Origin of the sequence: Pedobacter sp. ok626, from assembly GCF_900100435.1 — a bacterium.
In the GTDB taxonomy this organism is placed as follows: Bacteria; Bacteroidota; Bacteroidia; order Sphingobacteriales; family Sphingobacteriaceae; genus Pedobacter.
The window spans coordinates 216,754-230,185 of sequence record NZ_FNEX01000001.1 but is presented as its reverse complement, the minus strand read 5'-3'; the positions used below and the strand labels follow the sequence as shown (position 1 = coordinate 230,185).

13 protein-coding genes are annotated in these 13,432 nt (G+C 37.3%); 9 read left to right on the top strand and 4 right to left on the bottom strand.

Annotated elements, in window-relative coordinates; translation table 11 throughout:
- Positions 1 to 11 precede the first annotated feature (11 nt).
- Positions 12 to 218 (bottom strand): hypothetical protein, encoded by a 207-nt coding sequence (locus BLS35_RS00815; protein WP_090776883.1) that lies wholly within the window; start codon positions 216 to 218, stop codon positions 12 to 14.
- Between BLS35_RS00815 and BLS35_RS00810 the strand changes: the two genes are divergently transcribed.
- The gene (locus BLS35_RS00810) at positions 203 to 1,063 is read left to right on the top strand and encodes a helix-turn-helix domain-containing protein (RefSeq protein WP_090776882.1); all 861 of its coding nucleotides are present in this window, start codon (positions 203 to 205) and stop codon (positions 1,061 to 1,063) included. The two genes, BLS35_RS00815 and BLS35_RS00810, sit on opposite strands and share 16 nt — an antisense overlap.
- A gap of 20 nt (positions 1,064 to 1,083) precedes the next feature.
- Here BLS35_RS00810 and BLS35_RS00805 read toward each other — a convergent pair whose 3' ends face one another.
- Positions 1,084 to 1,857, bottom strand: coding sequence for a glycosyltransferase domain-containing protein (locus tag BLS35_RS00805; RefSeq protein WP_090776881.1), 774 nt, complete (start codon positions 1,855 to 1,857; stop codon positions 1,084 to 1,086).
- A gap of 93 nt (positions 1,858 to 1,950) precedes the next feature.
- Between BLS35_RS00805 and BLS35_RS00800 the strand changes: the two genes are divergently transcribed.
- Positions 1,951 to 2,979: a glycosyltransferase family 2 protein gene (locus tag BLS35_RS00800; RefSeq protein ID WP_090776880.1), complete on the top strand. Its 1,029-nt coding sequence runs from the start codon at positions 1,951 to 1,953 to the stop codon at positions 2,977 to 2,979.
- Here the strand turns inward: BLS35_RS00800 and BLS35_RS00795 are convergent.
- Both BLS35_RS00795 and BLS35_RS00790 read right to left on the bottom strand, forming a co-directional pair.
- The gene (locus BLS35_RS00795) at positions 2,968 to 4,293 is read right to left on the bottom strand and encodes an HlyD family secretion protein (RefSeq protein ID WP_090776879.1); all 1,326 of its coding nucleotides are present in this window, start codon (positions 4,291 to 4,293) and stop codon (positions 2,968 to 2,970) included. The two genes, BLS35_RS00800 and BLS35_RS00795, sit on opposite strands and share 12 nt — an antisense overlap.
- 3 nt (positions 4,294 to 4,296) lie before the next feature.
- Positions 4,297 to 6,534: a peptidase domain-containing ABC transporter gene (locus tag BLS35_RS00790; RefSeq protein ID WP_090776878.1), complete on the bottom strand. Its 2,238-nt coding sequence runs from the start codon at positions 6,532 to 6,534 to the stop codon at positions 4,297 to 4,299.
- Positions 6,535 to 6,723: 189 nt separating this feature from the next.
- Between BLS35_RS00790 and BLS35_RS00785 the strand changes: the two genes are divergently transcribed.
- From BLS35_RS00785 to BLS35_RS00755, 7 genes are all read left to right on the top strand, one after another.
- The gene (locus BLS35_RS00785) at positions 6,724 to 7,599 is read left to right on the top strand and encodes a lantibiotic dehydratase C-terminal domain-containing protein (protein WP_090776877.1); all 876 of its coding nucleotides are present in this window, start codon (positions 6,724 to 6,726) and stop codon (positions 7,597 to 7,599) included.
- Between the two features lie 6 nt (positions 7,600 to 7,605).
- Positions 7,606 to 8,415: a hypothetical protein gene (locus tag BLS35_RS27640; protein ID WP_175459565.1), complete on the top strand. Its 810-nt coding sequence runs from the start codon at positions 7,606 to 7,608 to the stop codon at positions 8,413 to 8,415.
- 9 nt (positions 8,416 to 8,424) lie between these two features.
- The gene (locus tag BLS35_RS00775) at positions 8,425 to 9,117 is read left to right on the top strand and encodes a hypothetical protein (RefSeq protein WP_090776876.1); all 693 of its coding nucleotides are present in this window, start codon (positions 8,425 to 8,427) and stop codon (positions 9,115 to 9,117) included.
- Between the two features lie 98 nt (positions 9,118 to 9,215).
- Complete coding sequence (locus BLS35_RS28015; RefSeq protein ID WP_207909065.1) at positions 9,216 to 10,037, top strand: hypothetical protein; 822 nt, start codon at positions 9,216 to 9,218, stop codon at positions 10,035 to 10,037.
- A 46-nt stretch (positions 10,038 to 10,083) separates the two neighbouring features.
- Positions 10,084 to 10,743 (top strand): hypothetical protein, encoded by a 660-nt coding sequence (locus BLS35_RS00765; protein ID WP_132225900.1) that lies wholly within the window; start codon positions 10,084 to 10,086, stop codon positions 10,741 to 10,743.
- 71 nt (positions 10,744 to 10,814) lie between these two features.
- The gene (locus BLS35_RS00760; RefSeq protein WP_165973191.1) at positions 10,815 to 12,530 is read left to right on the top strand and encodes an erythromycin esterase family protein; all 1,716 of its coding nucleotides are present in this window, start codon (positions 10,815 to 10,817) and stop codon (positions 12,528 to 12,530) included.
- A gap of 5 nt (positions 12,531 to 12,535) precedes the next feature.
- Positions 12,536 to 13,414 carry a hypothetical protein gene (locus BLS35_RS00755; protein ID WP_090776873.1) on the top strand — a complete coding sequence of 293 codons (879 nt, stop codon included), beginning with the start codon at positions 12,536 to 12,538 and terminating at the stop codon, positions 13,412 to 13,414.
- The last annotated feature ends 18 nt before the right edge of the window (positions 13,415 to 13,432 follow it).

The following is a 13,432-nucleotide window of genomic DNA, read 5'->3' as shown; positions in this document are numbered from 1 at the left end:
TTTCTTATGCTTTAATCTGGGGTAAAAGTAATCAGGCAGAACAGCTCCAGCCTTATACAATCCGCCCATTCTGTTGGACAATCTGGAAATTGGAAGCTCAAAAAGTCATAAACAAGCCACAAAAAAACAAGGATTTCCGAATAGTCCACCATAATTTCCCAATCGTCCAATACGCCAAATTCATAGTCCTTATCTTTATACCATGATGAATTCAGCATTGCAACCGGCACTTGAGAAATCGTTAATCTATATCCGCAATCTGGGCAATTGCCCTCCTAGCTACCTCAATGATCCGGGAAGAAAGGATTTTTTTGAAATTGTATGGTTGAAAAATGAAGCAGCACTTCATACCTTAAAAGATATAGCACTTGATCCTAAAGCTGACTGGATTTATCTAATTCCACCATACAGAGTCCATCAGTTGAACAAGGCAGGAAAGAATGGCGAACTGATTTCTTTCAAAAGAAGTATGCTGGAAGAAGAAGATAAGGAGTTTCTCCTCGATCTTTTTAAAATCTTTAATGTACAGGGAGAATTCTCCTGCCTGAGGTTAAATGAAACGGCTGCGGCTGAGCTCTCCGGAATATTCCATTTGCTGGAAAAGGAATATACAAGCAATAACTTCGTAATGGTAAAAGCTTTACTCAAAGTCTTCCTGCTTAAACTGATCCAGGTAAAGGAGCACGAATTCACCAGTCAGGATATCCATCAAAAAAGAGTGTACGAATTTTTAATGCTACTGGAAAGTAATTACCAGCACGTGCGTAACACAGACTTTTATGCAGGCAAATTGGGAATCAGTTCCAAACGCCTCAACCAAATCCTGAAAGACAAACTAGGTAAGACAGGTATGCAGCTGATTCATGACAGAATCATACTGGAAGCAAAACGAAGTATCATCCATAGTGAACTCAGTATCAAAGAAATATCCTACGAATTAGGTTTTTCAGACCGTCCGTACTTTAGCCGGTTCTTTAAAAAACAAACTGGGCAAACTCCCGAAGAGTTTCAAAAACAAGCCAGGACACATATCAAAGAAAAATTCAACACTTTAGTAGAATAATCAAATTGAATAGTCAAAAATCACTTATCCACCCAAACTTTTAAATCATCCAATAGATTTGTTTTCATAAGCTCTTTAACTGCTGGGCTATTAAAATGCAAATGACAAGGTCTGGTACCTGTGATTGAATTCGTAAATCGTCCATCTTCAATGATCATTTCGTTCAACAAACGATCTTTTTCTTGGCTTAACACAACCTTTTTCAATTCTTCGGAATGCAAATACGCTTTGGAAACTGGAATTTTACTGCAAAGCGTGTAAAATATTTCGCAATCAACGTCAATTTTAATTACATCTTGTTCATTCAAATAGATTTGATTCCATACGTATTGGTTACTCCATAAATGCTGAGAAAGCTCGATTCTATTCTCAAAATAGTATTTTTCAATTAAATCTACGATATCCCCACTCCTCCCAATAAAACCGCCACTATTCAGATATCTGAAATGAGTATCTTCAGTAATTCTTGGATAAAACCTACTTAATGTTGGTTCCGGCCAGCAAGCGATTTCACCAGAAAACACTATCGGGATATTAAATCTGTTGTATTTCTCAATGATTTCAGCTTCACTTGCAATAAAATAGGCATCGAATGCATCAGTAAATAAAATAAGCTCGTTCTTATCGATATCTTTTAAAAACTCATATAAGAGAAGATCCTTCAGCCTATGACCAGTGTATTTATCTTTAACTGTGAGAACTTTTAATTTCAAGTTATGGAATTCACAAGAAGGTTTTAAAAAGTCGATTAATCCTTCGTGATCATCTGTTGTGATTACACAAACTACTATCATGATTAGCGTTATTAATTGGTTAAATATCTATATATTAGTGATACTAGATCAACAATTATAGGATTATTTTTTCATTATATTTTTTCGCTCCTCATGAGTAATATCAAAATTTCCTTCTGCACTACCTGTATGAACAGGTTATCCTATCTCAAGCAGACGCTTCCAAAGAATTTAGCCGACAATATGGATTATGAAAATCTTGAGTTTGTGTTGCTCGATTATAATTCTTCGGACGGTTTAGAAGAATATATAAAATCAAACTATTCAGAATTTTTAAGTACTGGCAGACTTGTCTATTTTAAGATCGATTCTGTACAATTTTATGACTGGAGCCATTCAAGAAATCTTGTCGTTTCCTTAGCGACCGGTGATGTAATCTGCAATATCGACGCAGACAATTTTACCGGAGCAGGTTTTGCTACCTATGTGAGCGAAATTTTTAAAGAAATGTCTAATGTTTTTTTGACGACCTACTATACGTCCATGAAGAAAAATGATGTATTGGGCAGGATATGTATGCTAAAGAAAAGCTTTGTGAAAATCGGAGGATACGATGAGCGCATGAAACACTATGGTTTTGAAGATATTGATCTAATTTACCGTTTGAAGCGTTCGGGAGTTGAGAAGGTAGATATTGATAATCCTTCATTCTTGAATGCAATACAGCATTCTAACAAAGAGAGAATGTTAAACTCTAAAGAAGGCTTTTATCTCAAAGAATTATACATCAGATATATAACCCCCTATAGTTCTGAACTACTTTTTCTTTTCCAGGATAATACAACTAAGCTTGCTACGATGGTAAACAATTTTTTATTCAGCAAGCTAGAACCTGAGATACCTTTAAATTTTTCATTTCAATATAATTTCTCTATCCAGGAAGACTCCTGGACAAGCGGAGCCTGGCAAACGGATGGGCCGACTAACATTAGCGATTTTAAAAGCTTTTATAAGTTAGAATCTAAGCAGTTACGCGAAGACGCACTATTCTTTTTTCATCAGATTTCCAACAGATTAATTATGGAAGAAAACACAGAAAAGGGAATCAGCGTTGTAAAAAATAAAACTACAAAGAAAGGTAGCCTATATAGAAACTTCTCTCATACGCCTTTATTGGTTTAATTTATACCGCAAATTATCAAACAATCGTTCTATCAAACGGCGCTTATGAACAATGATATCACCCGTACCTTTTGTCTCAAAGCGAAATCCAAGTTCAGAACCGTAATTCGTTTTTAACTTGTCTGGTAAAGAAACATTCACCAAATAATTTTCAACAGCTCCATTTACCGTATTCTGCACATTGGTCGTCAATGAAATAGAAGACACCAATCCCTTGATACTTCCATATTCCATATAGGGGTAATTTTCCAATTTTATAATGACTTCCTGGCCAACCTCTACCTTCCCTGCCCCCTGAACTGGTAAACTCATTTGCCCCAATACATTATTTTGTAATGGAACAATCGTAAAAATAGGCTCACCGCTCTGAACAAACTCACTTTCCACCCAAAATTTCAGAAATTGTACCTTACCATCCATCGGTGCCTTCAGTACATATTTTTCCTCCCACATCTTAAAGTTATCCTCCAAATCTGTAAAAGCAGAAATCAGTTCCAATTCCAGTTGATTTTCCTTCTCCATTTTTTGTATCATATTCTGTTGCAACTGGTTATCCGTTTGCTGCAATTGGCTATTGGTAACAGAGTACTCTTTAAGCATATTTTGGTAACCATCCTGAGCAGAAATAAATGTGATTTGTGACCGGTCGTTTTCAGCTTCGGAAAGTACTTTTTTAGAAAATAAAATTGAATCCCTACCTGAGAATTTACCGACAAGCCCCATGCTTGCTCCGCTCATTTGGATTCGATGCGCAGTAATATCTCGAATTTTGCTATACTCTTTGATCAGCTTGTTTAATACTTCAGCTTGTTTATCATACAGGTTTGCATGATAATATTGGGCTGTCTTTGTAAACGCGTTAAGAAAGGCAAAATATTTAATGCTCAATTCGCCCAATGAAACATTTTTAGGGAACAAGGCTAACTTATCAAAGCTTTTGATATCCTTTACACTAAATCCTCTGATTAAACGCTCTACCTTTCGGACATCATCTAAATTTGCTGCATTATGGATCATCCCAACATATTCCCCCTCTTTCACCTCTTTCAAATTTTTAAGGTCATTCAACTGGAGTTTACCAGAGGTATGGGCTACCAGTTTCACAACTGCACTGCTCGCATTTATAGAAATTGATCCCGTTACAATGTCCGGATACTTGATCATCCAGCCAAAAGCGAAAAAAATGGATACCAATGCTAAAACAAAAAGGGTGATACGTAAGCCAAAGTTGGCGGGCATCCGATCAATAATCGCCTGGACCTCTTCGGTACGCTCTGCATTTTTAAATTTTTCTGGTGTAACTTCAGTTTCCATTTCTTATCCTTTTGTTTCTAATAACTGACTATCAATATTCGGTGTTAGCTCATTAATCAATTCTACCTGAGACGCTACCAATTGATAATAAAGTCCACCTTTCTTCATGAGCGTATCGTGTGTACCGATTTCTACAACACTTCCCTTTCTCATTACAACAATCTGGTCGGCCTTACGAACAGTACTCAACCGATGCGCTACTACGATGACTGTTTTATCTTTAAAAACACTTTCTAAGGCAGAGATAATTTTCTGCTCATTGATGGTATCTAAAGAATTGGTTGCTTCATCAAAGAATAGAAAATCCGGATTTTTATAAAGCGCTCGTGCAATCAATACCCGCTGCTTTTGGCCACCACTTAGGCCCCGACCACGTTCGCCCATCATTGTTTGATAGCCTAAGGGCAATTGCTCTATCTCAGTAGCAATATTTGCAGTTTCAACGGCATCACGTAAGCGCTCATAATCAATTTTCTCATCGTCTAATACAATGTTATTCATTATGGTATCACTAAATATTTTACCATCCTGCATAACTACGCCAACCTTGTCCCGCCATTGTTTCAGGCCAATGTTATTTAAATTCATACCCCCGATCATAATTTCACCGTATGTTGGCTTGTAAAGACGGAGCAGCAACTTAAGTAATGTTGATTTACCACTGCCACTATCCCCAACAATAGCGGTCACCTTCCCTTCAGGTATGGATAAATGCAAACCATTGATAACGACTGGTGAATTGCGGGTATACTGAAAAAACACATTTTTTAATAACAAGCTTTTGTCTTGTATAAGCGCCAGGCTGTTGTTGCCCATATGTTCGTCTTCTTCCTCTTGTTCATGTATCTCATTCAACCGGAGAAAACTGAGATGCGCAAATTGAGCCGAGACAATAAAACTCACAAACTGTTGTACCGGACCGCTTAACATACCAATAATAAATTGTGTGGAGATCATGACTCCAAAGGTGATCTCTCCCGCTATGACTGCTTTCGCACAGAAAAATGTAATCAATAGATTCTTAATGCTGTCGATACATTGAGCGCCCAGGTTTTGAATATTATTCACAGTAAGGCTCCGTAAATTCACTTTATATAGCTTTGCCTGAATGTTCTCCCACTTCCAACGTTTCGCTTTCTCATAATTATTCACCTTGATGTCTTGCATCCCTTCTATCGTCTCAACCCAGTAGCTTTGGTTTTTGGAAATTAATTCAAAATAATTCCAATCCAATTTGCGTCGTAGCTTCAAAAAAGCCAATACCCAAACTACATAGAGCGTACTGCCAACCAAAAAAGTATAAAAGATAAAAGTATTATAAACCCAAAGAATAATTCCGAAAACAACAAAGGTTAAGACAGAGAAAACCATGTTTAAGGAGTTGTTCATGATGAAACTTCTGATGCGTTCATGGTCATTTGCCCGTTGTAGAATATCCCCCGTTAACTTAGTCTCAAAGAAAGTTATAGGTAACTTCATCAGCTTCATGAGGTAATCCGAAATGAGTGCAATATTTATCCGCGATGTGATGTGAACCAAAATCCAATCGCGTACGGCATTCGAAAGTGTGATCGAAAGAATAATTGCAATGTTTGCTATGAGTACGATATTGATGAAATCGACATCCTGCCGCTGTATACCTACGTCGATCACTGCTTTTGAAATAAAAGGCAAAAGAGCCTGCAATAGCGTTACGATAAACATAACCACAAACAGATTTACAAAGTTCTTTTTATAAGGTGTAAAGTAAGCAACTAAATTACCAATCGTTTTCTTCCTATTCCGCTTCTCATTTTCATGTATTAATTTGAAGTCTGCCTGTGGTTCTAATGCCAACAACACCCCTTTTTTCAAATCATATTTCTGCTTGTACCAGTTTTCGGTAAACTCTGGATAACTATAGCTGACTAAACCTTTAGCCGGGTCTGAAACGTAAATTCTCTTCGCAGTTGCTTTATAAACAACCACAAAGTGACTGTTCGCCCAATGAATAATACACGGTAAAGGCACTTTTTCGTATAAATCCTGAATCGTTGCTTTTATACTGATACTTCTTAATCCAATACCTTCGGCTGCATAACTCAGATCAAGAAAAGAGACTCCCTCACGTGACAAACCACATTTATCCCGCAAATATTGCAATGAATAGTATTTACCGTAAAATTTTGAAATTGTTTTCAGACAGGCCGGACCACAGTCCATTTTATCTAACTGCCTGTCTACAGGGAACGTTTTGAGCATGGTTAATTTAGAGATTTGGTTTAGTTTTTTTTAAACGTTTAGCTAATATAAAGGGTCAACACTATTATTTTCTCTACACGAAAAACATTGAGACAAAACGACAAAAAATTGAACAAAATATCGCAGTGAAACTTTTTAGACTTGTATATAAATACACAATCCTAAATGGTGTATTTATAAACCAATATAATGATAAGACGCTCTCCAATAAGCTTTTCCATATACTATTCCAGACAGGAATGGCCTAATTTATTAAAGAACTGCTTAGCTCCCCTTATACAAGAGTTGGAAACAGCTGGTATTTGTAGCCAGTATACACTATCTTTCTGCGAAGAACAAGGGGAACATCTAAGATTAGTATTGCATCTGCAATCTACGGATCTGCACCAGATCCCGTTTTATCAATCTACTATTGAAACGTTCTTATCTGCCCATCCTACAAAAAGGATAATTAAACCCCTACCCCTCCAGGACACTTTTTTTTTAGATCTACCCAACAATAGTGTATACCTCAATATTTTTAAACCCAATTCAACTTGCACACCGCAACTTAATTCCGATCAAACTGCTTTGATCCGAAAAGAGATTTCCGCATTAATGTTGGACACCTTTGCAGAGCACATGCTTGATGAAGAATCGTTGTTTAACTTTTATCTCTGCTTAGAAATCGTGGCTTTAGCCGTATTTGGCAACCCATTAAATGCGGCAAAAGTCCTGCAGGCCGATTGTGAGAAACTTGCTGACCGATTACCTGTAGCAGACTTGATCCGACTTCAATATGAAGCCAATAAGCTCATAAAAACCAACCTTGATGATTTAAATCAAATGGTGACTTTGATAGCCGATGGCGATTGCACAGCTGACACAGAATGGCTGGCAAATTGGCTACAAATATGCAGACAAATGGTCCCGACGGTAGAGCCGATTAGCATTTTTAAAGATATCAGTATGCTGATCTGCAGGCATATAAATTTTTATCATCCCAAATGGAGCACATTGGCACTTATGGTCATGAATCGCCTATTAACCAACTACATAAACCAATCTATTTTACAACCTAAATAGTTAGAAATGAAAAGACTAAAATTAAATCTCGACCAGTTGAGCGAAGAACTGGAAATGCTAGACCCCGAGCACCTACGCGGCATTAAAGGTGGTTATGGTGAATCTGGGGGAAGCGGTGGATATGGCGGATATAACTCATGGGAGGAATTATGGAATGCCATGCAAAACGGCTATGTTCCACCAGAAGGTACTTATAACCCTGGTGGAGCAGGCGGTTATGGAGGATACAGTGGTGAGGGTGGTTATGGCGGGTATAATGGCGGAGGGCCGGGATGGTATCCGCCAGGAGGCAGTGGTGGTTATGGCGGATATTCTCCTTCTGGCGGGTATGGCGGCGGATATGGTGGGTACGGTGGATCTGGCGGATATGGTGGTTATATGGGGGCGGTTGACCCGAGCTGGGATTGCGTATTAAATTGTTTCGATTACTTAGATGGTAGTTCTCATGATTGGAATTTTTACAATTTTAGTATCCATTATAATTTAGGATATAATGGCGCAGATTATGGAGGAGTATTCACTGAGCACATTGTCAATATTGGAGGCTTCGGCGGTATGGCCGTAACCGAACTTAGTTCGGGATTTTCGATGTCAAGCGATGGAAAAGTCGGTGGTAACCATGTAATGATCACATACAACACTGGCGTTGCAGGAGCAGGTCATGCTGTCATTGCAGAGGGTTGGTACAATGATGCTAATGACGGGGGAAAACTCAAGATCGAATTTTATGACCCTACAACGGGCAAGAGGAGTCATCTGAATATGTCCGATGCAACTGGATTTTATGCAGTGAGTGGTACATCAATAGGGAGTTAAATAAATAATATGAGAAATTCTATAATCTGGATTGTTACCGCTTTGACCTTTATCCAGGTCGCTTATGCACAGGAAGTGCAGACAATGACGTTTGATATTGGACGGGGCAGGACGATAACAGTGACTGGCGACCCAAGTCCTAAAGCACCTCTAAAAGAGTTGAAATTAAAATATTCCAAACCAGATGGATTCAATGAAGTACATAAAAGCGAATGTTTTGATGACAATATTAAATTAAAGTCAATGCTATATTGTATATCTAATCAGTTGGTATCTGAAGATGAAGAGTTTGTAGCCTTTTTCCCCCTACATAGGCCTTATGCTAAATCTGATTCAATTAGCATAAATAAAATGTTCTCAGGGTCACTTCGCTCATTGAATGGCATGCATTTAAACGAGCTAAAACATCATATTGGGAAGGCATATGATGCCGAGGCAGCGAGGCACTGGAAAGATTATGTGACATACTATTCTTCAGCAGAGGCTAAGACAAAATTTAATGCTGACACGGCAATATCTTATACAATCCGATTGGACAGTAATGCATTTTATCGAGGTAAGTATTCATACGTGGCTGCACTACTTCTGCAAAAAAAAGACCTTGGGTATGTTTGTATGACATTCTTTTATACAGATAGCGCAAACGGAAAATTAAAAAAATATTGGCAGGCTATGGAAGGTATGCTCAGGTATGAATACTAATCAACTCAAGTCCAACACCTTGGAGTTAGGATAGTTTACATTGAACTGTGTCAACAAAAAAGCTAAACCAATCTATTTTACAACCTAAATAGTAAGAAATGAAAAGACTAAAATTAAATCTCGACCAGTTGAGCGAAGAACTGGAAATGCTAGACCCAGAGCACCTACGCGGCATTAAAGGTGGTTATGGAGAATCTGGGGGAAGCGGTGGATATGGCGGATATAACTCATGGGAGGAATTATGGAATGCCATGCAAAACGGCTATGTTCCACCCGAAGGCACTTACAACCCCGGCGGATCAGGCGGATACGGAAATTACGGCGGATATAATGGCGGATGGCCGGGATGGTATCCTCCAGGAGGCAGTGGCGGTTATGGAGGCTATTCTCCTTCTGGCGGCTACGGCGGTGGTTATGGTGGTTATGGTGGCCCCAATCCCTCTGCTACATTGGAGTTGATTAACAGAGTTCAAAATAATTTTTCCCAATTCTATGGTCACTTTCCTAATGCAATAACAATAGCAGGCTCTACAGCCCCCCAGGGATATACTATAAATTCCGAAGGGCAATATATAAATACAGTATCGGGAGCCGCATCATACGGCTTAACTTATAAAAGCGGAGATTTAACATTTGTGTATATATCTCCCTATATTATGAACCTGGATGAAACTACTTCTATGGGTCTAATCGGTCATGAATTAATTCATGCAGCTCATTTTAGCGAACATTCCGCTTTATATAATTCAAATTCTAGCCAGTTCAAATTGAACTCCGAGTATGCAGCCTATAAATTTCAACGGGATTATTATATTTCCACTGGTGATACTGAAAGTAGAAATTTATGCCAAGAACAGATGGATAGTCTTGAAGCTGCAGGAGCCGACACGACCTGGAGATCTAGCCTGACTAGCTTTTAAAGCTCATTAATTTATATCTACCATGAAATCATTTTATTTAATTTGCTTGCTTTTTCTGTTCACTGAGGTATCTGCTCAAGATAGGAAGGGAAATCTGGAAGCGCGACTTAGTGTTATCCAGGATCCTGAGGATCAACGTCATTTGATGGCCATTGGCGTTACGTTCATTAATCATACTGAAAAGGATATTTACTTACCGAGAATAGATGTCATTTCAGGATCAAGAAGCTCTTATAGTTTAATTTCCTTCTATGAGAAAAAAAATGGTGCTTACGAGATTCGAAAGCATCGAGAAATAGTTCTAGACGACAATCCCCATGTCATGTCTAATCCGATTCCAGGAGCCTCCAATCTTACCGCCAGCTTGAATTTGGCTAGCGTAAAGTTGAAAAGAAATCGTATTTCCGAAGTAAAAAAAATGATTCGGAACAGCGCGCTTAGGATTGACACCACTGCTTTGTTCGCTTATGATAACCTACCATTATTTCTGAAATCTGGTGAGGAACATACTTATTATTATACAGTGGAAATTCATCATCTCGCTAAAGGACAGTATAAATTTGCCTATGAACCAAAGGCTCTGGAAAATGAGCGACCAACTTTACCGGACGAACTGGTTGGATATAAAAAGTATAAAGGAAAAATAGTTTCCCAGCCTGTTTATATAGATTTTATTACAATAAAACGAAGGGAACATAGCTATTGAAAAATCAAAAAAAACACCGGCTTTTATTTTTGTTTCTTATGCATCTTTTTGTCATTTCAAGTGCACAAACAATGCGCGAAAAATATGATCTAAATTTTCAAAACGTAACATTATGCAGGAGGGCATGGTTATCATCAGGCAATAGCATCTTCTTAGTTGATACAACAAACATTAACGAGAATAAACCGGCATTCAAACTATATTATAATAGTAGGGCAAGAGACAAAAATATGCAATGCAACCTGTCAAGAATGATATTATTACCAAAAGTTGATCAACCAAAAGAATGCGAGATATCCATAATTTCCAAAGACAATGTAATTCATGATCTATATTTCAGACTGACGCTATTTGATCAGAATGAAAAGGAGATCTCAACTAAAGCAATCAGAATAAATAGTAAACAATGGGAAAAGAAATCTATTGTTTTACCTCTTGCGAAAGCAAAGGCCATCAGAATTAGCATAAATTATTTAGGTGATAGCGCCAATGACCAAAGTATCTGGCTCGACCGCATAGCTATAAAAATTGATGGAAATGATATCACATCACAAAATTATTTTTCGAAAAAGAAAGAAGACAGCCTGGAGGTCGTTCATAGTTTGAAAAAGAGGTATATTGTTCCCTTGGCTTTTGACAATGACAGTACATTGTTAAAAAAAATTGGTGCAATACGTCAAAAAAAAATTATTGGCCTTGGAGAATCGACCCACGGAAGCAGTAGCATACAATTGGCAAATTATCAGTTTATTAAAAATCTGATCCTAAATCAGAACTGCAGATTGATTTTAATGGAAATGCCAATGGATAATACGCTAATGATGGATCTGTATGTATTGGGAAAAATCCCAGAAAGCTATCAAAATCAGATTATATCTCATCTAAAACCTTCTATATGTGGCTATAGGAATTTAATTACTTTTCTCAATTGGTTAAGATCCTACAACGAACATTCAGTCACTAAGGTTCACCTGTTAGGTGTTGATAATCCAAAATATCCAGAACTTTATCTCTTTGAATATCATTTGACCATCTTAGGAAAACAAAAGGGTAAGTTCTATTTGAAGAAAATAGCCGATGAAAAGTATGAAGAAATCCTAACTCATGCACAACTAGATACAGTGCTGAAAACAAAATTAGGTTATAAATCATATGAGTTATATCTACTCTTTCTAAAAGAAGTAATCGCCAATCAAAAAAGTAATGTTGAACCACTGGCGAATAGAGACCTCAATATGTCTAACAAAGTACAAAACTTGGTGAAGTTATTTCTTAAGTCAGATGAAATCGCCGCTATTTATGCCCATAGTGGCCATATTACCAGCTTACCTGAAATGGATAGTTATTTAAACACGGACCCATCTTTAGGTTTTTATTTGAGAAAAATCTATAAGGATCAATATTTCTCCATCAGTTTTCAAATTGGAGAAGGAACATATTCTCAAGATGAATGCTCAATGAATGGAAAAATAGTCTCAGACAGGCTACTTTATCCACCTGCTTATAGCTTCGAGTACGCTGGACTTGCTACTGGATTAAATTACTTTTACTATCCGTCAAAGTACCTTGGAGATGCTATTCTTTCTTACGGTAAGATTTCTAGAGGGAGCAGATATGCAGACCTATATCGTTTTTCCTCATTAAAGAAAAGATTTGATGCATATGTGTTTATTAAAGAGAGTAAACCGATTGAAGAGGTGGAATCATTTCCTATAATATATAACATGGATTTTTTTGCTTCAAGAAGAAAAGCAATGAATGATGTTTTAAATGAAATAGACAACTAGATACAATGGAAGGTCTAAATTCAATCGACAAATCGAAACGCGATATATTTACTTCTGTTTATTTTATTTTTGGGCTCCTATTATTGTTGATAAACGACTTCTACCTCAAACAGGCTTTCCACAATCAGATCACAGGAAAACTTAGTGATATTGCCGGATTATTTATTTTCCCAATTTTCTTTTCGCATATTTTCCGTGCTAAAAAAGCTGTATATGTATTAACAATCGTATTATTCGTTATCTGGAAATCAGACCTAGCTACGCCAATAATCATTTATTGGAACAATTTGAATTTATATCAAATAGAAAGGACAATCGACATGACAGATCTCTATGCTTTGCTTGTAATTCCAATCAGTTATAAATATAAAGGAAGGTTAACATTCCGCGACGATGTATCGTTCAAGTATTTACGGCTATTTATCATGCTATTAGCTTGCTTTAGTTTCATTGCTACAGCTGGAACTCATGGGAATATAGCCAGATATAATATTGATGCAAGCAAAGCGGATGTTTATAATGCTTTGAAGCTTTTGGAAAAAGATAATCCCCAGAATGTTGTGCCAAATCCCTTTCCTGGACCTCCTGAACGTGTAAGCGTTAATGGTGAATCAGTGGGGAATGAAGATGATAGTTTGGTCGATAGCTTATATTTTAAGTTGTACAGACCTGACGAGAAAAAATACCCGGTAATTCGGTACTTTTTTAGCGGTGGAAACAGTAATTGGCAGGACAACAATTGCCAATTGGTATTAGTTGGTGTGGTGAATGGATATGGTAATAGTCTTTTTGAAAAAGACTTAAAAGCAGATGATAAGTCAAAGGCAAGAGATGATTTTAAAATATTAGTACTAGATAATTTGGATAAATATTTAAAAAAATAAAGTATCTATTTTACAACC

What these genes read in the sequence shown, in the direction of transcription:
- BLS35_RS00800 (WP_090776880.1), top strand. Translation starts at nt 1,951, where the DNA reads ATGAGTAATATCAAAATTTCCTTCTGCACTACCTGTATGAACAGGTTA.
- BLS35_RS00760 (WP_165973191.1), top strand. Translation starts at nt 10,815, where the DNA reads ATGCGCGAAAAATATGATCTAAATTTTCAAAACGTAACATTATGCAGG.
- BLS35_RS00775 (WP_090776876.1), top strand. Translation starts at nt 8,425, where the DNA reads ATGAGAAATTCTATAATCTGGATTGTTACCGCTTTGACCTTTATCCAG.
- BLS35_RS00755 (WP_090776873.1), top strand. Translation starts at nt 12,536, where the DNA reads ATGGAAGGTCTAAATTCAATCGACAAATCGAAACGCGATATATTTACT.
- BLS35_RS27640 (WP_175459565.1), top strand. Translation starts at nt 7,606, where the DNA reads ATGAAAAGACTAAAATTAAATCTCGACCAGTTGAGCGAAGAACTGGAA.
- BLS35_RS28015 (WP_207909065.1), top strand. Translation starts at nt 9,216, where the DNA reads ATGAAAAGACTAAAATTAAATCTCGACCAGTTGAGCGAAGAACTGGAA.
- BLS35_RS00790 (WP_090776878.1), bottom strand. Translation starts at nt 6,534, where the DNA reads ATGCTCAAAACGTTCCCTGTAGACAGGCAGTTAGATAAAATGGACTGT.
- BLS35_RS00805 (WP_090776881.1), bottom strand. Translation starts at nt 1,857, where the DNA reads ATGATAGTAGTTTGTGTAATCACAACAGATGATCACGAAGGATTAATC.
- BLS35_RS00810 (WP_090776882.1), top strand. Translation starts at nt 203, where the DNA reads ATGATGAATTCAGCATTGCAACCGGCACTTGAGAAATCGTTAATCTAT.
- BLS35_RS00795 (WP_090776879.1), bottom strand. Translation starts at nt 4,293, where the DNA reads ATGGAAACTGAAGTTACACCAGAAAAATTTAAAAATGCAGAGCGTACC.
- BLS35_RS00785 (WP_090776877.1), top strand. Translation starts at nt 6,724, where the DNA reads ATGATAAGACGCTCTCCAATAAGCTTTTCCATATACTATTCCAGACAG.
- BLS35_RS00815 (WP_090776883.1), bottom strand. Translation starts at nt 218, where the DNA reads ATGCTGAATTCATCATGGTATAAAGATAAGGACTATGAATTTGGCGTA.